The 19,036-nt window shown below is 63.4% G+C and carries 18 protein-coding genes; 4 read left to right on the top strand and 14 right to left on the bottom strand.

Annotated elements, in window-relative coordinates:
- Position 1: 1 nt before the first annotated feature.
- The 4 genes from AC1DIO_RS16645 to AC1DIO_RS16630 form a co-directional block, all read right to left on the bottom strand.
- Positions 2-1,522 carry an MBOAT family O-acyltransferase gene (locus AC1DIO_RS16645; RefSeq protein WP_441508344.1) on the bottom strand — a complete coding sequence of 507 codons (1,521 nt, stop codon included), beginning with the start codon at positions 1,520-1,522 and terminating at the stop codon, positions 2-4.
- Between the two features lie 321 nt (positions 1,523-1,843).
- A complete protein-coding gene (locus AC1DIO_RS16640) occupies positions 1,844-2,014 on the bottom strand; it encodes a hypothetical protein (RefSeq protein WP_476770320.1) in 171 nt (56 codons plus the stop codon).
- A 304-nt stretch (positions 2,015-2,318) separates the two neighbouring features.
- Entirely contained in the window at positions 2,319-2,507 is a 189-nt protein-coding gene (locus AC1DIO_RS16635) for a hypothetical protein (RefSeq protein WP_141740231.1), read from the bottom strand.
- A 176-nt stretch (positions 2,508-2,683) separates the two neighbouring features.
- Positions 2,684-3,442: an SDR family oxidoreductase gene (locus AC1DIO_RS16630; RefSeq protein WP_476853711.1), complete on the bottom strand. Its 759-nt coding sequence runs from the start codon at positions 3,440-3,442 to the stop codon at positions 2,684-2,686.
- A 172-nt stretch (positions 3,443-3,614) separates the two neighbouring features.
- On the opposite strand from AC1DIO_RS16630, the gene AC1DIO_RS16625 reads away from it, so the two are divergent.
- Complete coding sequence (locus AC1DIO_RS16625; protein ID WP_441508342.1) at positions 3,615-3,839, top strand: hypothetical protein; 225 nt, start codon at positions 3,615-3,617, stop codon at positions 3,837-3,839.
- A gap of 858 nt (positions 3,840-4,697) precedes the next feature.
- On the opposite strand, the gene AC1DIO_RS16620 is transcribed toward AC1DIO_RS16625, so the two are convergent.
- Positions 4,698-5,045 (bottom strand): hypothetical protein, encoded by a 348-nt coding sequence (locus AC1DIO_RS16620; RefSeq protein ID WP_441508341.1) that lies wholly within the window; start codon positions 5,043-5,045, stop codon positions 4,698-4,700.
- Between the two features lie 254 nt (positions 5,046-5,299).
- Here AC1DIO_RS16620 and AC1DIO_RS16615 point away from each other — a divergent pair, with 254 nt between their 5' ends.
- From AC1DIO_RS16615 to AC1DIO_RS16605, 3 genes are all read left to right on the top strand, one after another.
- Positions 5,300-5,551 (top strand): hypothetical protein, encoded by a 252-nt coding sequence (locus AC1DIO_RS16615; RefSeq protein WP_069881075.1) that lies wholly within the window; start codon positions 5,300-5,302, stop codon positions 5,549-5,551.
- A 115-nt stretch (positions 5,552-5,666) separates the two neighbouring features.
- Complete coding sequence (locus AC1DIO_RS16610) at positions 5,667-5,906, top strand: hypothetical protein (RefSeq protein WP_441508973.1); 240 nt, start codon at positions 5,667-5,669, stop codon at positions 5,904-5,906.
- 487 nt (positions 5,907-6,393) lie between these two features.
- A complete protein-coding gene (locus AC1DIO_RS16605) occupies positions 6,394-7,593 on the top strand; it encodes a M14 family metallopeptidase (protein WP_441508974.1) in 1,200 nt (399 codons plus the stop codon).
- A 98-nt stretch (positions 7,594-7,691) separates the two neighbouring features.
- On the opposite strand, the gene AC1DIO_RS16600 is transcribed toward AC1DIO_RS16605, so the two are convergent.
- The 9 genes from AC1DIO_RS16600 to AC1DIO_RS16560 all read right to left on the bottom strand — a co-directional run.
- On the bottom strand, positions 7,692-9,140 hold the full coding sequence (locus AC1DIO_RS16600) for a S41 family peptidase (protein ID WP_476853710.1): 1,449 nt from the start codon (positions 9,138-9,140) through the stop codon (positions 7,692-7,694).
- Positions 9,141-9,430: 290 nt separating this feature from the next.
- Entirely contained in the window at positions 9,431-9,694 is a 264-nt protein-coding gene (locus AC1DIO_RS16595; protein WP_441490962.1) for a hypothetical protein, read from the bottom strand.
- Between the two features lie 452 nt (positions 9,695-10,146).
- A complete protein-coding gene (locus AC1DIO_RS16590) occupies positions 10,147-10,515 on the bottom strand; it encodes a SpoIIAA family protein (protein WP_476853709.1) in 369 nt (122 codons plus the stop codon).
- 412 nt (positions 10,516-10,927) lie between these two features.
- Positions 10,928-13,561: an autotransporter outer membrane beta-barrel domain-containing protein gene (locus AC1DIO_RS16585; RefSeq protein ID WP_476777332.1), complete on the bottom strand. Its 2,634-nt coding sequence runs from the start codon at positions 13,559-13,561 to the stop codon at positions 10,928-10,930.
- A gap of 573 nt (positions 13,562-14,134) precedes the next feature.
- Complete coding sequence (locus tag AC1DIO_RS16580; protein WP_441490965.1) at positions 14,135-14,392, bottom strand: hypothetical protein; 258 nt, start codon at positions 14,390-14,392, stop codon at positions 14,135-14,137.
- 300 nt (positions 14,393-14,692) lie between these two features.
- Entirely contained in the window at positions 14,693-16,399 is a 1,707-nt protein-coding gene (locus tag AC1DIO_RS16575) for an adenylate cyclase (RefSeq protein WP_441508978.1), read from the bottom strand.
- Between the two features lie 283 nt (positions 16,400-16,682).
- Positions 16,683-17,915, bottom strand: coding sequence for an HlyD family secretion protein (locus AC1DIO_RS16570; RefSeq protein WP_441508979.1), 1,233 nt, complete (start codon positions 17,913-17,915; stop codon positions 16,683-16,685).
- Entirely contained in the window at positions 17,908-18,372 is a 465-nt protein-coding gene (locus AC1DIO_RS16565) for a hypothetical protein (RefSeq protein ID WP_441508980.1), read from the bottom strand. The genes AC1DIO_RS16570 and AC1DIO_RS16565 overlap by 8 nt, the downstream gene beginning before the upstream one ends.
- Before the next feature lie 74 nt (positions 18,373-18,446).
- Positions 18,447-19,036, bottom strand: a 590-nt coding sequence (locus AC1DIO_RS16560) for a hypothetical protein (protein ID WP_476833185.1), incomplete at its 5' end; no start/stop codon positions are given.

Genomic DNA, 19,036 nt, shown 5'->3' with positions numbered 1-19,036 from the left:
GTCAGAATTGGTAATAGAGGAACTCGCTCACCTGCCCGAGCCGGAAGAACACTTCGCCGAAGAGCAGGAAGGCCGTGCCGAGGGCGATGAGCGAGGGGCGCCAGGCCAGCGCGCCGACATGTCTTCGCCAGTTCGACTGAGCATCGCCTTCGCGATAGCCGGTGATCTCCATCGGGTCCGGCAGGAGAAGGGCAATCGCCAGCGCCAGCAGGGTCAGCGCAGTCCCGGTGAGCGACCAGGTGCTGCCGAGCCAGGTGCGGATGAAGGCCTCAGAGATCCAGCCCTGGCGTATCGCCCACCAGTCGTGCTGGAGCGTGAGCGCCTCCGCGACCGGGGATTGACCCATGCCTCCCATGGCGGCGAAGAGATGCCCCGACGTCTCGATATCCGCAGAGCGAAACAGGACAGAGCCCACCACGAAGGCCGTAAAGGTCAGCGCCCATCCGACGAACCGCCCAGTCTGTGTCGGCTCATCCCGCTCGGGCACGATCCGCTGCCAGATCGTGTTGATGGTGAGAAGGCAGCCGTGATAGGCGCCCCATACCACGAACGTCCACCCGGCTCCGTGCCAGAGACCGGCCAGGGTCATCGTGATCATCACTGCGATGGCGCGCCACCACCCCATCGGCCGGCCGAAGGTCAGCGGCCCGTAGACATAGTCCCGCAGCCACTGCGACAGCGTGATGTGCCACCGCCGCCAGAAGTCCAGGATGCTGGTTGCGCGCAATGGTGCGGCAAAATTCACGGGCAGCCGGAAATTGAACAACAGCCCGAGGCCGATCGCCATCTCGGAATAGCCGGAAAAGTCGAAGTAGATCTGGGCCGAGAAGGCTAGGGCACCGCCCCATGCGGCGATGGCGGTAACCGGGTCGCCCCTCGCCGCAGCGTCGAAGACCGTGCCGACATGCGGCGAAAGCGAATCGGCGATCAGCACCTTCTTGGCGAGGCCGATGATGAAAATCGTCAGCCCAAGGGCAACGTTCGACCAATCCAACCGGAAGCGCGCATCATCGCCGAGCTGCCGGCCGAAGCTGTTCCAGCGCACGATGGGTCCCGCGATCAGATGCGGGAAGAAGGCGACAAAGAACGCGTAGCGGCTGAAATGAAGCGGAACTTTGCGGCGGTAGACGTCGACCAGAAAGGCGATCTGCACGAATGTCGTGAACGACAAGGCGAGCGGAACGACGGGGGGCGCGGCTTTGTAGGAATGAACGATCGAGAGAAGGAAATCAGCGTATTTCCAATAGCATAGCACGAGGATGTTGCTGACGATTCCGAAGACCAGGAGTCGCTTCGCCGCCGGCTTCTCCGCGGCTGCGATCAGCCGTGCGAACCAGAAATTCGCGACGATCGACGCCACGGGCAACAGCACATAAGGCGGGTTCCACCATGCATAGAAGACGAGCGACGACAGCGTCGTGCCGATGATCGCGGCCGCGGCGCTCACGCGCGCCAATGCGAAGTGCAGAAGCACCGCAAGCGGAAGAAAGACGAAGATGAACTCGGTAGAATTGAAGAGCATCGGGCGTGCCGTTGGAGCCGTGCGAGGCTACAGGCATACAGCCGGTCCGGACGCACGCAAGACGGACCGGAAGCTTGTGGCCCATTAGCCGGCCATATGTGTGAAATATGTCACCGATACTGCCGCTACGGCGCGGTCGGTCATTGGGCAATCTCCACGACTGCGCAGGAGCCTCAGTAAAGGGTCTAGCTTTGCCACTCTTCGCCTTGATCGAGATTGAGAATCGCTGCGGGCATCAAGCCCGGCATGGAGCTCGGAAGCCTGAACCAGTGATGTCGATGGCTGCGTGAATCTCTGCGGGCCTTCGGGGTACAGGTTGCTTTACCAGATTTTGATCCCCAGCCTGCCGTCATAGGCATGCGAGCGGCCATTCAGGCCGATCTGGTAGCCGGCGGAGGCATAGAGAGCTCCCATAATCGCCTCGGGTGCGCCGCGATTGATCCGACCTTTGGTCACACGGCCGCCGCCGATCGCAAGCAGGATCTGGAGCATGATGCGCCGGGCCTGCGATTGACCATGCTGATTTCGATGATCTTGCTTGTGATGAACGGATTCAGCGGCCGGCGGAGGCGGCCTCGATTGCGGAGCAAGCGGCCGCGGCGCTGAACACTGCGTCGGCGACGCTACGCGGCCGAGCGCGGACCGTGCACTTCCGGCGCTCGACGGAGACACCGCGCGTTGGCTTGCCAACGCGGCACATTATGTTCGCCGCGCGAGAGGACGAGCGCCCTTCATGTCCGCTCACGCGACCTTTGGGCTGGTTCCGCGTGGGCGGAGCCAKCCGGCGACGTTCATCCTACTGCCGCCTCTTCCCCGGCGCCCCAGGCTTGGCCGGGCTCTGCGCGGCGACCGGGTCGCTTGCGGGGAACGTATCCTTCAGCGCCTTGTCGAGCTGCTGTTCCGGCGTGCTTTCACGCTCGGTCTTTCGCTGCTGCTTCTGCTCCTTCCGGAGACTTTCGACCGCCGGGGTTGTGTGCTCTCGCATTGCCATGCCTCTGCCATTGATGAAGCCGATAGACGAGCTAACGCCAGCGAGACCCATACGTTCCCAAACCGTGTCGCTCCTCCCGGTCCCCGCGGGAGATGGCGAGGCGCTCGATCGAAGGTACTTCCGATCGTCGCCCGCCAATCCTGATCTGGCGGCTCGCTTCAGCGCCGGTATCAKGCCAGCCGCACGGAAATGCCGCCATCCACGAGCATCGGGCTTCCCGTCACGAAGCTGGACCTGTCGGACAACAGGAACAGGGCCGCCTGCGCGATCTCCTCTGAACTCGCCATGCGCTTCATCGGGTGCAGGTTGGCGACGAAATCCAGGACGGCCGGCTGTCCCTCGCCACCGCTTGGCGTGATGGTGCCGCCCGGCAGGAGCGCATTGACGCGGATGCCGTCCGCGGCATGCTCGGAGGCCAGCGACTGCATCAGGCCGATCATGCCCGCCTTGGACGCGGCATAGGCCGCCATTCCCGGCAGCCCGCCATTGCTGAAGCCGACGAAGGAGGATGTGAAGACGATCGAGCCCTGCCCGCTCTCCTTCATGGCCGGGATCTGGGCTTTCGCTGCCAGAAACGCGCTCGTCAGATTGACCGCGATGACATCGTTCCAGTTGGCCATCCCCATCTCGGCGACCGGCATCATGTCGCCGACGATGCCGGCATTGTTGAAGGCGCCGTCGAGGTGACCGAATTCCTTGAGGGCCAGGGCGACGAGCGCGCTGGCATAGTCCTCATCTCTGACGTCGCCGGCCAGACACACGGCCCGGCCATGGTTCTTCCGGATCTGCGCAGCCAAGGTTTCCATCTCGGCACCACGGCGGGCTCCGAGAACCAGCTTGGCTCCTTCGGCTGCGAACAATAGAGCCGCCGCAGCGCCGATTCCGCTGCTCGCACCCGTGATGATGAGCGCCTTGTCTTCCAGTTCCACAGCTCGCTCCCCTGTCGGTGTCGTCAAGGCGAATTAGCGATTGGCCGCGGGGTGCAGCCACCCGTTTCCTGTGGTTCGGATCAGCCGCGCGGCGGAACCTGACGTCCGGCGGCACCGTTGTTCCGTCATTCGCGGATAGCCGCGAGCTTGAAACCGTGCGGAGGAGAACGCCATGGAAACGGAGACTGAACGCAGGGCCGAACGGCAATCGGCGACACGGGGCGGCGACCCGATCTCTCCTCTGCGCCCCGACGATCACTCGGCCGCCCATCCCGCACAGGAGACGCCCGTCGAAGCACGGCAGGGTTTCCTTGGCCGCCCGGTCCTGAAGGTTCTGATCGCAGGGCTTGTCCTGGCAGTATTGGCCTGGATTGTGGTCGCACTCCTGGCCCCCTGACCGGAGGCTCGCAGATGCCCCCTGGACTGCTTGCCCCTGAGCCGAGGCCTGCCGGTGCCTCGCCTGCTCCGATCCAGACAACAGAAACCCGGCCCCCTTTAGGAGAGCCGGGCCAAGTTTGGGGTCACTAACTCGTCCTGTACTACGCGCCGCGAACGATTAGGTTCCGATGGCCGATGCGCGATGAGCGCGCTCCGTTTCCACGGCGTTCTGCCATCAGATAAGCGCCCGGCGACAGTCGCGATGACGTGATGACGCTCGACTGCGCTGTGATCTCTGGCTGCGACAATGCGTCGTATATTGCGGTTATTGCCGAGGTTGAGGGGGCAATATCGTCTCACCTTTCACGATGAGGTGTAGTGATGACCTATGTACTTCGTCTTTCACTGGCTGCTCTTGTCTTACTGCCGCTCGCGGGATGCATGGAACAACAGGCGAGCCGCACGATGTCTACCCCCACGACAACATCCTCCATAGCAACTTGGCATTATAAGCCTGCTCCCGATTCAGTGAAGCTGATGGAGGAACGCACGTTCTGACGGCGCGATCGCGGAGCGGACCTTCCCGGGGTTTGTGAAGCGATGGGTCCGGAACAGCGTTTCCCTGTGACGTTCTGCTGCCGCCGGATCGTCGTCGCCCAGCCTGAGCGTATTCATCCACCTCGAGACCTTCCCCCGCATCGCTTGCGCCATGGCCGCGTCGCGTTTTCCGGCTGCAGAACGAGAACGAGCCCGCTGCACCATTCGGCGCAGCGGGCATAATCGGCGCCTATGAGCGGTCGTCCCCGGCGTGTCCGGCTCCGGCCCCATGGCCCAGATGCCTGCGCTGCGGGGCCTCGAAAGATCGGCCCCCAAGTCGTCAGCGCTGCGTGAAGAAGGTCAGCAGAACCTTGCCCCTTTCCCCGATGAGGCACAGGAACCGCCGCGGTTTGTCCGTGCGATCCGTGCGCAAGTAGGCTTCGCCCATGATGATGCGTGTGATCGGCGTATCCCCCACCTTGGTTTCGGAGGTGGCGATCGTCGCCCCGTCCTCGTCGATATAGATGTCCTTGATCTCTGGCTCCCGCGACGAGATCGTATGGAGCGCCGTGGCCTTGCAGGCGACGATCTCGGGTGAGGACGGATTTTCTGCCGGAGCAGTCTGGCTGGACGCGGCGCCCGAGAGCAGCGCCAGCGCAATCAGGCTATGGAAAGTCGTACGGATCATGATCAGCACTCTGTTGAGGTCGAGGCTAAACGCATGATCCTGGCGCCGGTTCAAAACTGCCCGGCACCGGACACTCCATCCTCGCCGACGCACGGGCTCGCCGTGCTCTCGCCGCACGCCGCAGGGGCGCCCTCCGAGACTCCATCGATCACGGCCAGGTGAGCGTATCGCAGACACGCATGGCCGCCGAGGTTTTGACTCGCACTTGCTCGAGAACATAACTAGAACAATCGAAGGCCGCGGAGATTCACGCCATGAATGTCGACACCTTCATCATCCAGGAATTCGTCACCCGCCGGAAACGGCTGGTGCCGGGCAACAAGACGCCCGCCAAGACCAAGCACCATGCCCTGCGCGATGCGGAGCGGCTCGCGGGGCGGGCGGAAGGCGTCGCCGTCATCCATGTCGTGGCCGATGACGAGACCAGCGAACTCAGCTCGATTGAGGTTCTCGCCCGCCATGGCGCCATTCCCGAGGAGTTTGAGGAAGGCATCAGGGCCGCATGATATGTCCCAAGGGGTCTAGGGTCTTAGGGCTTGGAAGACACCGGCCGTAAGTCTCTACCCGCGCACGCTCAGGCTGCATCATGCTCAGGGGCTCCCGCAGCCGGCGGTGATCGTTATGCAACCTGTCTATGACGACCTGATCCTTCGTGCGCGCAAAGCCGTCGTGTTCCTCAAGCAATGTGGTCTCGATCACAGCGCCGAAATCGTCGATGAGATGGTCGACGCGCTCAATGAGCTCACAGGGAGGGTCTCGCTGCTGATTGCCTTGAACGTCTCGCTCCAGACGGGGCAGGACAACGAGGCGGGCCACGGCCAGCTGGGAGAGCCTGGCCCTTTTCCCAATCCGGACAGCTGAGCGCTCTCCCAGGCCAGCCCGGCGCCAAGGCGCATCCCAGGACGTTCCCGAGGACCCCTGCGAGATCGCGGGAGCAAGGGCATCGGGAGCGGAGTGTGCGCGCCTGCGTCAGATCAAGGCGGAGAGGTCCTACCTCATGCCGCCCCATCAGCGATGTAGAATCCGATGGCCGAGGCACATGCCAGTACGATCGATAGCTCGAGAATGCCCATTGTCGCCTCCGAGGTTTGCTCAGCTTCAACTGCGGCAGCACTGCCCAAGTTCCGCCGCATCATCGCCCAAAACAAGTAAATTCGCCACCCCTGCGGCAAGTGGTTCCGATTGCTGGGAGAAATCCAAGACCGGACCGCGAGCGACGCTCGCAGCATGACCGCCCTGCCCGGCACCGTGCTCGCCTCCCGGGTGGCGGCGTCTCACCCGGATCTTGCGTCGGCGCCGGGCCGGGAGCAGATCGTCCCCATCGCGTACGACATAAGGACCGATCGCCATGTCAGACGAAACAGACAGCCTCGATCGCCGTGACTTCATGAGGGCAACCATTGCCTCGGTCGGCGCGTCGGCTGCCCTCGCGGCCCATGCCGGCCCCGCACGAGTTCAGGCCGCTTCGGCGCCGGCGGCACGCTCGGCCCAGGCCGCGTCGCGCGGGACGGTCTTCACCGGAGACGTGATCGGCGGGAAGAGAGTGATCAGCGCACTCGACCTCGAGGACCTCGCGCCCGGCAGGCACCTTTTCTATTTCCAGGGCGTGCAGATGCCGACGGGGCAGCACTGGTACGTGTCCGTTATCGTCGCCAAGGGAGCGAAGCCAGGCAAGCGCATCGCGCTCATCAGCGGTGTGCACGGCGACGAGATCAGCCCGATGCACATGATCCAATCGGTCATGGCCCAGCTCGATCCGGCCACGATGTCGGGCAGCGCCATGGCGGTTCTCGATGTGTCCCGTCCGGCGCTGGAGGGCATGGCGCGCCGCTGGCCCAATTCCGGACGGGGCATAGATCTCATCGACATCAATCGCGAATGGCCCGGAAACGAGAACGGTGACAGCGCGCCCAGCCGGCATGCCGGMTTGCTGTTCAACAGGCTGTTCAGGCCGAATGCCGATTTCGCGATCGACTTCCACACGGGGACCACCGGGATGGATCTCACGGGGTTCCATCTCGCCCGAATGGACCTGCCCGAGGTCAGGGCCATGGCCGAGCTCTATCCGATCGACCAGATTTTCGACAATCGCGCCTATCCCACACTGCTGGCGAACGCCCTGATCGACGCAGGCATCCCAGCCTTCACGCCCGAGATCGGGGCTGCGCGCATTCTGGACCACAGCCTGATCCCGCTCTTCGCAGAGGGCACGATGAATGTGCTGAAGCATCACGGCATCATTGCCGGTCCGATCGGGCGCACGGGTCGCGATTCAGGCGTGTTCCTCGCCAATAGCGGGCACACCATTCTTTCAACCCATGGCGGCTTCGTCGAGCTTCTCGTCAAGCTGAGGGACAAGGTCAAGATTGGGCAGAAGGTCGCCATCCAGCGCAATGCTTTCGGCGAAGTGGTCGCGGAATACATCTGCGATGTGGCGGGCGAGGTCTGTGGCCGGCGCACGGACGCCACAGCCGAACCCGGTACACCGCTCGTGTTCATCTTCTACAACGCTGCGCCCGCCGAAGCCCCCGTCGACTATTCCGAGTAGGCGCCAGCGGCCCCCTGATACCGCTCCGGGCCGAATGGCTTGACGCCGGCAGCCCTGGAGAGGAGGCCGGCTCGCCATCGCGCCCGAGCCGCTCGCGCCTATTTGCCGGTAGCGATCAGCCGCATGACCTCCGACATCACGGGATCCTTGCCGGCGGCATAATCTGCGAAGGTCGGTGCAACCGTCAGCGTCGGCTGGAGCGATCCTGCGGGCACGGCATAGGCATAGTTCAGCAGGAAGCACGTCATGATCTGCGAAAGGCTGCAGCCGTTCTCCCAATCGTGATAGGCCGTCGTATAGCGCAGCGTCAGTTTCGTGTTCGGCAACAGGGTGGTTCCGCCCTCACCCCAGAACTGGGACCGATCGCCCATCGCCTCTCCGATCAGGAGCGCGCGGGAGCCGGCGAAATATTTCAGCCGTGCCGCGGTGCTGATCGCCGCGGAGAAGGTGTTTGCGCTGGTCAGAATGAAGAGCCTGCCACCCGGCGGCAGAAGCTCAGGCAAGCGGCGCGAGAAGTCCGCGGTCAGGACATAATCGCCGCCGCGGTTGAAGCGCAGGTCGACGACGGCGTTTCGAATGGGTTTCTTGCCCGCCTCGTCGAGCATGTCCGATAGATACCGGGATGCGGAGACCGGCCCCTTGTCGCTCAGCCGGTTGATCTGGACATAGAGCAGGTCCTGCGCCGGATAAACATGCCAATAGTTCTCTTCAGGGCGCGAGAGATAGAGCGGCAGAGCAACGCCGTCGAGGACGTGCCGCCATTCGGCCGCGCCAGTGACTGGCGCAACGGGGCTGAGATGGCGCTTCGGCCAAAAATTGCTACTCAACGGAGACTGGCTGGCAGGCAGCGCAGCAAGCTTCGCCCGCCTCATGCTGCCATCCGCCGTACGGATGTCGAACGTGCTGCTGCTTGCCGTGTCGGCGAGCCCGGCGGCATGGAGCAGTTCAGGCGAGATCAGGAAATTCGGCACGAACTCCTTCGACAGATTGGTAGGGCCGCCGACATAAGGGCGCAGCGCCTCCACCAGCGCTTCGGTCGGGCGCTCGTTTGCGCCGAGGATCTGCCCTCCGAGAAGATGACGCAGGTTGTCGGCGGCCGCGATCACGAACAATCCGTCAGAAAACCATCCCAGGCGAATGGGCGCGGCGTTGAAACCATGATCCCCTGCCATCCCGACGATGTTGGTATGGCCGTTATCGGCAAGGGCCACGGCCTTCGCCGTCGCCATCGCCATGCCCGCCTTGTCGAGCTCACCTGCCCGCTGCTCGATCGCATCGAGAGCTCGCCCATACGCCGCGCGGGTTTCGCTGGTGAAGCTCCGCTCGACCTCGGGCAGACGCCGCAGATGCGCCAGATCCTGGCGATTCCTTTGGGCCTGGGAAGCGGCGGCCTGAAAATCCGTCTTGGGATAGGGCTTGAGCGTCGGATAAAGAACGAGGCCGAGCGGCAGCAAGACGAGAACAAGCAATGCCGCCATTGCGATGAGGGAGACCTTGATCCAGCGCCGGTGCAACAACCGCTTGGGAGCATCACCGTCTCGTCGCATTGACCTGGCCAACCCTTAAGCACCCTGTCGATCACGTGGCTATGGCATGGCCTCGGTCCGCTCCGCCAGCCTGAACGCAAAGGTTGTGGCTGGAAGCAAAACACGGCTGGCGCGTGTTGCAATAACGACGCGAATCCGTCGCTTCATCGCCGGTCCGCTCAGGTGCGCCGGCCATGGCGGGAGAGCCCCGGCCGATGTCTCCAAGTGCGGGCCGATACGACGTCCGTTCCGGGCCGAACTCGCTGGATCAAGCGTCCCCGAAAAATCGGGTCACGGCATCGGATCCGAAATCATTTCGGAAGGCACTCCACATGATAGGCAATGATGATCTGCCCCGGGCTGGCCTTCCCGATGCTCTTCAAATCCTCCAGGCCACTTCTAATCTTGTCTCCGGCCTCCCTTAAACTGTCGTCAAGCTTCGATTTGGCGGACAGACATCGTTCTTCCGTCGAGAATTCCTGGAACACCACGCTCGGGCGGAGCCTCCATTCGGCCCTGTCGTTTGTCGCGGCAGGGTTGACCGAGTAGGAGAAGACATACATCAGAATCCACATCGGCATGCTCCACTGGTGGCAGATGATCCCCGTGCGGCGGCCAAAGCCGCCTGGATTGCCTTGATCAACGCGCCTCTGTCCGGTCGAGCGCCGACAGCGCGCATGACCATCATGATCTCCGTGGCCTCGTCAGGCGACGTATGCTTGGTCGGTTCCAGACGAGGGAATACAAGGGCTCAGGAACCTCAAGTATATCGGCAGCGAATACCCGAGATATCCGGTGCATCGTTATAGCCCCTCCGGGGACGCATCGTAAGGCGTTTTTCGGGCGCCCCCCCGCAAGGTGAGCCCGCTGAGCCGCAGTGCCGGCTTTCGCTCGAAGAGGATATCCGTCTGCGGCCTGCATCGCATATGTGATGTTGCAGCCGCCTGCCGTGGCGCAGCCCTGGGCTGCTGATTGTCCTCCCTCGACGAACCGGCCCTGCTCCGTCCATTACGTCGGACCGTCGCAATCAGCGCGCGGCTTCCAGCCACGCCAAGGCTTGCGCCCTTTCATCGAAGGGAAATTGCCGAACCTCCGCTGAAACGAAGTGCTTGGCGATATGCGGCATGATCTTCAGCAACTCGCTATCGGTTACCGCCGCGATGCGATCGATCTTGCGGTGGTGATCCCTGACGAAGCGGAGATGGGACACGAGCGCGCCGAAGCTGTCCCAGCCCGGAAAGGCCTTTGCGCAGATCATCACTCCAGCGAGCCTGCCATGGGATGCGATGAACGGATCGACCTCCCGGGCGATCCGCTCAAAATCGGCCTTTTCAATCGGCCCGTCCGGCGAGAGTACAAGGACAGCCTGGGCGCGCAGCAATTCGAACTGGATCATCGTTMCCTCCCGATCTGGCGTTCGAGGCGGTCCCTCGCATCAGGAAAACCCTTGGCGTCTTCCGCGCCAGGATTCTGGGGAGCATATGTCATGGCGCGCATGCGGTTCGCATGAGGCAAGCGGCCCCCCTAGCGGGTCCGGCTCAGATAATCGCTGAATCCCTCCAATGGTTCCATGAGTTTCCGCCGCGCCAGGCTGACTGATCACGGCAACGCGGACAGGCCCAACGCCAATGGCTCTTGCGTTGATCCTGAGACCAGGCCTCCCCTTGGGCCGGCCGCGACCAACGCGAGCGGCCTCTTCCGCGCCGCCGAATTCCGTCTCGACGTCGACCGCAGATCAGGCGGCGCGCAAGGCGCTCTCTATCGACCGGGTCCGAGCGAGGGCCTCGCCCGGACGTCCGATCGGGAGCCTAGAAGCTCACCTTGACCAGAGCCTGTCCGCCGAGGCGATTTGCACTTGCTGCGAGTTCACCATCGAAGCGAGCGCCCAGGGTTACGGCTGGCGTGATCTTCAGATCGAGCCCGGCCGCCAGGAGCGCACTGTTGCGGGGGGCGCGCGCGCCATCGATCGCAAACCCTGAACCCGCGAGACCGCTGATCGTGGCGCTCAATCCGGCTTCGCGCTGATAGTAATGCGCCCAGCCAGCCCGGAGATAACCGGCAACCGGGAGGCCGTTCACAGCCCCACCGACATCAAGCTGCATTCCGAGCTCGCTTCGGCTGGTCACGTCGCTCCGCCGAGCCAGGTTCAACGCGGCGGCGTTGGCGCCATTCCAGCTCGCCTCGGTCAGGGCGGGGCTGCGGACCTGGATGGCCTGCAATGCTGCCACCGGTGAAAGCGTGACGCCGGACCACTCAAACAGAGCGGCGCTGGCCTGCAGGCGCCCGCTCCAGGCGTTGCTGCCATAGGACGATGAAAGGCTGGATGCACCGAGAGCCGGCACGGCCCGGTTCACATCGTTCTCCAGGCGCGCATAGGCCAGGGCAGCAGCCAGGTTGACCGGTCCGAGCTTGGTCATGCCGTAGATGCCGGCCTGGAAAATGTCTGCATCGGCCTTTCCGAGCCCGCCCGAGAGCGATGCGCGGGCGCTGCCGCCAGCCACGGCGAAGCCGACGGTACTGCCAGGGCCAACGCGAAGGTCGGCACCGACGGCGAGATGCACGTCGTCGACATCACGCTTGGCCGAACCGTCCCGGGCTCCTCCGTCATTGCGCCCTACGGAGCCGAGCACCGCCCCCCAGACCGAGTATGCGGGGGCGTCGAGGAAGGCCGGTCGAGCCGGTTCGTCGCTTCCCTTGCCGCCCAGCGCCGAGAACGTCGCGGCGCCAGGGCCGGCCCCGCTTCGCCCGGCGCTCGCCGGGTTCAACATGGCGTGGAGGAACTGGTCCGCGGCGGCATTGGCCATGGCCGGCACCGACGTATGGGCTTCGCCGGAAAGCTGGTTCACGGCAGCGGGTATCTCGGCTGCCGGCAGGTTGTAGATCGTAAACAGCGGCGATGGATCGCCCCCGGCAGCGACGGCCCGATCGATCGCGCTGGCAATCGAGAAGCCGCTGAACATCCTGGCGCCAAACATGCGCGGCGACAGGCCTCCCGGGGGAGCTGCCGGCGGCGTGACGATCGGCACCAGCGGTTTTGGCGTCAATGTCAGGAGGACGTCGTTGCTGGTGTAGGAGATGGCCGTGGTGACGCCGTCGCCGAACGTGCCGGATGTTGCCTCGGTGCCGAAGCGGCTTCCTCCGAGCCCGCCCGCGGCCGAGAGCAACGTGTAGGGGCTGGAGAATGTGTACGCGCCGCCAAGCGGCACGATTCTGAGCGTACCGGCGAGTGCTGCAGCGCCCGTGACGTTGACGCGATCCGAGACCGCACCCTGTACCTCGGCGAGATAGCTCGATCCGGCGGCCAGCGTCAGGCTGCCGTTGACGGTAAGCGTGCCGGGCGAATTTCCGGGAGCGAGCGTGCCATTGACGATCATCGCGGGAATCTGGCCGGAGCCACTCAGCGTAGCGCCAGGCGAGACGGTCACGCTCGACGAGGATGCGATCGAACCATTCACGACGAGCGTGCCGCCGGTCACGAGTGTCGCGCCCGTATAGGTGTTGGTGCCGGCCAGGGTCAGCGTGCCGCTGCCCATCTGCGTGAGCCTGCCGCTTCCGGAGATGACGCCGCGATACGAAACGGTGTTCGATCGGTTGACGATCAATGCACCCGCATTGCTGATCGAGCCGACAAAGTTGCCGGTGCCGCCGATCCAGCCGGTCGTTCCGCCATTGCCCAGCTGCAACGTGCTGCCGACTCCGATGAAGACGTCGCCTCGGGTGCTGTTCGTCGCGGTCAGCGTGAGCTTGCTCGACCCAAGATGCGAGAACGTGCCCGGGCCCGAGATGCTCCCGGCATAGGTCACGTCATCGGATCGTTTGAAGATCAGGCTGCCATAGTTCGTCACGTCGCTGGTGATCGACCCCGCATTGCCGTTATTGCCGATCTGCAGGGTGGCGCCACTCGCGATCCCGGCGCCACCGGAGAAATCACTGGCGCCGGTCAGGATCTGGGTGCCGCCATTGATCGAGATTCCGCCGGTGCCGCGGATGGCGCCGGAAAAGATGCCGCTGGCATTGTTGACCATAAGGCTCGCGGTTCCGAGCTGGACCTCGCCGCTGCCGTTCAAGGCCTTGACCTGCGCAGAGGCTGCCCCGCTCACGTCAAAGATACCGTCGACGGTGATGCCGCTCGACTGGTTGATCCGGCCCTGACCTGTCAGGGCAAGGGTGCCGCCAGCCGCAACACTCGTCGCGCCCGTATAGGTGTTCATACCGCTCAAGGTGAGGGTGCCGGTGCCGGTCTTGTTCAGGCTGCCCACCCCCGTGATGTCACGGGCGAACGTCGTGTCGAAGCCGTTGGTGTCAATGGTGCCGCCGGCGGAATCAAGGCTAAGCGCCCGCCCCGTCGAGAGGTTGAAGCTCGTGCCGAACCGGAGCGTGCCGCCGTTGAAGATGACCCCATCGCCAGACGGACCGACATCGGCATCACTCGATACCGGCAAGAGGCCCGGGCCAATCGTTATGTCCGCGGCCGACGCACGGGGGGCCATGACGCCTGCAATAATACAGGCGGACAGCAAACTCGCGACAGACGTGGTTGAGCGCAGCCCCCTCGATATCGCCTTCAGGCCGTAAGGTAACATAGGCGAAAACGAAACGTCAGGCGCTGAGGGCACCCGAGAATTACATAGAATCGGCACAGAAAGCCCCCAAAAGACAGCATTTTTCTTTTGGGACTAGCACGCACGTTGCCGTGCAACCAACCTAGAATTAACAAATCGATAACGATTGTGACTGGCTGTTCACAGCCAACCCGACGGAACCCACCTGCCCTGCGGCGAGCACTTCGCGCTGCCGCAGGGGGTTGAGTTCATCCTGTTTCGCCAAGGCCCAGATCCAGACGCCGCAAGTCATGGCTTGACCTCTTCGAAATCCGCCGGCTTCCAGCTMTTGTCGAAGGCCGCCGCCTCCGGGCCATAGATCCAGGATCGCTATGATAATGGTCCCGGTGAGGCGTTAAGTGGCTGGCAAACCAGCGCGAGAACGGGTCATCCCATGGCGAATACGAGCGGTCATCACGAGTGGTGGTGGACGGGCGCTTCGCTTTGCCTGAGCTCCCACTCCTTCAACGCATGAAACGCCGCGATATTTGCCTGTCCCTCGTCCATTGCCCTCTGCATTTGGCCGCTTTGCATCATGTCGTAGCTTTCATAGATGGCATCCATCGTGCAGCCCTTGGGGCTGTTGCACGAACCCTGACTGGGCAGAGGAACCCAGGCGGCCAGTACGACTGTCCCTGCCACCAAGACTGCGCGGTTGATCAGCTTGCTCATCGTCAATGCCTCCACGCTCGGTCCGCGCATTGAACCTCGCAGGTTGCCGCGCGAGCCGTATCTATTCGTCGCCCTGAGTGAAGTATATGCCTATGTTCGATTTCACCATCTGCGGCGAATTCTCGCAGCTTACAGATCAAGAGCCCTCGATCGGAAGAACACTATCCCAGCTTTCCCTGCTGTCTTTCTTTTCGATCAGGATTTTGCGKAGCGCCATCGTCTTCAGCTACTCGTCTCCGCCCCGCAATGCCCAGAGCGCTGCGCCGACGGGGCTCCAGTCGGATAGCTCGCCGCGACGGCCTAATTCGCATGGGTAAGACGCTGCCGGAGCGGAAAACCGGCGAGCCGGGCACCTTCGATCAGGACGGCGCGATCCTTTTCGTTGAAATTGCGCTTGGCGAGTTCCGCATCGAGATTGGCGAAGAAATCGGGGCGCAGCTTGAGAAACTGCGACCGGCTCGCGGTGGCCTCTACGTCAAGGCCGGCGCGCGCATAGATGAGTGCAGCCACGAAATGATAGAGCGAGAAGCTGGCGAGGTCCGCCCGCCGGATCAGTGAGAGCGCCATCTGGTCATCATTCAGCATATAGGCAGCGAGCGCCTGCATCCCGACATAGTAGCTCGATCGGACCGGATTTCTTGCAACCGCTTCATCGAGCAGATCAAAGCCGCGCTTCCACTGACCTGCCTGCGCCAGGCGGCTGCCATATTCCCCGAGCAGTTCCATGTCGTTCGGGTTGAGGGCCAGCGCCCGCTCCCCGATCCGCAGTGCCTCGGCCGGCTCCTGGTTGAAGAACAGCATCGTCATCAGAGCCTGTTGAGCCCGCACATTCTCCGGATCGAGCTCKACCGCACGCAGTGCTGCGCTGCGGGCTCTGGAGCTCGCATCGGGCGGTCCTGGCCGACGATTCAGCCGGAAGCGGTCCTCATCGAGATAGAGATAGGACAGCATGGCCCAGCCCGTCGAATAGCTGGGGTAGCGTGCAGTCGTCTGTTCCAGGCATTGCCGCGTCGCGATGTGCTCGTCCGGACCCAGGCTTTGCCTGTACCGGTAGAACCGGAGCATGCACTGATAGGCGTCGAAGCTCTCTGGCCTGCCGTCCTCCGCCTTCACCTGCGAGGTATCGAACACGATGCCATAGGGTTGTGCGACGGCCGTGGCGACCTTGGCGGCGATATCGGATTGGACACCCAGGATGTCGCTGACGCGCAAGTCCGCATCATACACCCGGGACCAGAGGATCGCCGCCGTGGCGCCATCAAGCAGGCGGCTGGAGACCCGGAGCTTTCCGTCAGAGGTGCGTATGCTGCCTTCAAGGACGAACTCCCTGCCCGGCCTGCCTCCGGCCTCCGGCGCGGGGAGTGCGGACGTCGTCTTGCCCGGCGACTCCCGCACATAGACCGACAATTCCTTGAACCTCGCCAGCTGGACGAGCACCTCTTCGGTGATGCCCGCAGCGAGCAGCCCGGCCTCGGAGCCAGGAGAGAGATTGGCGAAGGGCGCCACGACAAGGGCCGGACGGACCGGGCCGTCCGCCCGACCGCTGCGCCAGACCTGCCCCGTCCCGACGCCGCCGACGACGACCAGCGCCATGGCGCCGATCAGCGCCCAGGCCCAGGGTGTCCGCGGCTTCGGCCGGGCCGAGGCGGCTATGGCCGTGTGCTGCGGCCTCTGCCTGTGCACGGTCGATGAATCGAGCGACCGCCATGAGAAATGCGGAACGTAGCCGCCCTTCGGAATTTCGATGAGCACGCGATCGGCCTGCCCCGCGACAAAGTAATAGCGCTCCATCGCGCGCCTGAGACGCCCGGCTTCGATGCGCACGACGGGATCATTCTGAATATCGAAATGTGAATCGCGGCCCAGGACCTGGGTCGCTATCGAATAGGCCTTGATACGCTCGGCCCGGCCCGCAAGTGTTTCATTGGTAACATAACTTAAAAACCGCCTGATCCGGTCGGATACCTTGAACTCCGGACTTGCCAGGATCAGTTCAAGTTGTTCCATAATATCTCTGGATGATGGGCCGCTCCCGTCAGAACTCAGAAAGGCCCTGCCAGAATTTCTCCGCTGCATGGACTTGGCCTCCCCCGACCAACATCTCCACGTACAGGTCCGAAATCCGTAAGAGTTTTAAGAAGCGCGCCGGAAGCTTACGCCTGCCCGACGCATTCGGCCACCATTTTTATGGGGATCTCGTGCGGCTGCTATGGCCTGCGCGAGCCATTGGCCGCGAGCTGCGCATGGCGGGCGCGAGGGACGACGATCGATCGGTGGGCGAGCTGCCGGATCAGTGTCCGGCGAAGACCAGTGTTTGAATGGGCAAGACCAGCGCCTGGATCCTCAGGAGCATGGCATGGACAAGCCCGACCGCATCCACCGCATGAAGGAGGACCTTTTTGACGGATCCAGTTTCTTTGGACTCGATGCGATCGTGATTGCTGGAATAGGCGTTGGCGATGCAGCTGCTGCCTGGCGTCACGCCATCGAGCCCATCGGGATAGAGCGGCTCGAGAAATGTCAGGATCGTGCCGGGCCGGGCGATCTGCTGAACATCGATCAACTGCTCGCCGCCGCGAAACTGCCCGGCTGCGATGAAGTCCTGCACCCCGGTCACCACCATCGGAATGACGACCCAGGGCTTCGAGATGCAGGTGGCTTCGGCTACCATGCCGACCTTCATGACCTGCGCCTCGATCTGGGAGAAACCGGCCTGCAAGGAGGAGCGCCCGGCCTCTTCGGGGATCAGGACGCCGCCGGGGCGCAGAAGCGGATTGACGATGTCGCCGACACGAAGCGCAAATTGTTCGACACGCCCGGACACTCCGGCTCTGATCACGGTCTTCTCGAGATCGACCTGGGCCTGGGCCAGGGCCGCCTGAGCACTTTCCCTCTCCGCCGGCAGCAGGGTCGAGATCCGCGTTTGCGCCGTGTCTCGCGCCGCGGTTGCCGAGTTCACAGCGGCTTCCTTCCCGGCGACGAGGACTTGCAGCCGCTCGATCTCGCGCTGCGCGACGACATCCGCGTTCCGTCGCATCAATTCCTGCTTGGTCCGCAACTCGTCCTGCGCCTGCTGGAGGTCACTCCGCGCCTCCTGGATCTTGGATTCGTTCGAGGCGAGCTCGGACCGGGCGACAGCGAGCGCAGCGTCGGCCTCGATAATCTTGCGGCGGGCGGTTTCGGCCGCCGCTTCCTGCCGGCTGCTATCCAGTCTGAAGATCGGCGCGCCTTTTTCGATCCTGCCGCTGAGCCCGACATAGACCTCGGCGACCCGCCCATTGATCTCGGGCACGATCGGCACCGCCCTGAAGAACAGGGTCGCGTTCGTAGTCGAGGGATGATTGTAGAAGATCACCGTGATCAACCCGATGGTCAGCATCGCGCAGGCCGTGATGCCCCAGCGCAATTCGAACCAGACCGAATAGAGCGTGATCTCCTTGCCAATGCGCCGGCCCTGATAATAGCGGCGAAACAGATAGTCCGGCAGGATCGTCAGAAGCGAGCAGAACATGAGCTCAAGCATGGGTCGGCTCCTTCTTGCGCCCATGCTGCTCCGCCCCGTGATCTGTAGGCATCTCCTGGGAATCGGACGGGTCTGGTGGCTCGGTTGTTGCTCCCCCGCCGCGGCGGGGCGTCGAACCCGCAATGCGCTCGAGAGCGTGAGCCATGCGACCAAAGAGACCGGAGAAGTCGGGCAGGTCGATCAGCGCCAGCAGGAGCCCGGCCACCCAGAACAGGTGGATGTGCGTGAACAGAGCCAGAAGCCCAAGGACCGCGACAATCTCGAACTGGAGCTTCTGCGACTTATGCGCCATCCGCTCCGGCAATGTGTGCAGCCGGAAGAAGATGACGCCAACCGTCAGGATCGCGACGAGGAGCAGCACCGCCATCGCGACCATGAGATAGTCAGTCTCTCCCGGCGCCGTGATGAAGGGCGGCAAATGGCCCGGGGCAGCAGGATGAATGTTCGGCGACGACATGGCTTCCGCATCCAACCCTTTGAAATTATCACGACGGTATCCGTGTCAGGCGGGAAATGCCAGCCCGCGCCTACTCACTTGAGTGTCACCTGGAACGCCTCGGTAAAGACGATCTCGATCATGTCGCCGCGCTTCAGCTTCTGGAGATCGGCAGCGAGGACGGGATCCGCGACCGGCAGCGACCGCCGGCCATCCGGCCCGTCGATCGTGGCAATCTTCTTGGCAGGATCGAAGCCGTTGAATTTCGCCGTCACGGTCGCGGTGCGGGTCACAAACCGTGAGGGCAGATTCTGGAAAACCGCATCCGACTTGCCTTCGGAGTAACGGATGCCGGGTTTGAGTCCCTTCTTGCCCCTGGTGACGGCCGCGATCGCCCCGTCGATCCGCTTGATTTCGAGGTTGTCTCCAACCTTGACCCTGGAGAGATCACCGAAAACCTCCGGCACCTCGACAAGCCAACGGTGGCCTCGCTGCTGCACGATTATGGTGTGATTGGCCCGGTCGACTGCCGCAACCTTGACATTGAGCTCATCGATGGCCGCCGGGCCGACACCCGCGACAATGACCGTCTGCGCTCTGGCCGGCTGGCTGTCGGACCAGGACGCCACGCCGGCAAGCAGGGCGAAAGCAAGCGACCAGTGCTTCAATGTCGACATGTTGTGGC

This window comes from Allobosea sp. 05T439, assembly GCF_056396005.1.
Note: the sequence above shows the minus strand (reverse complement) of the source record. Positions and strands in the feature narration are given on the sequence as shown.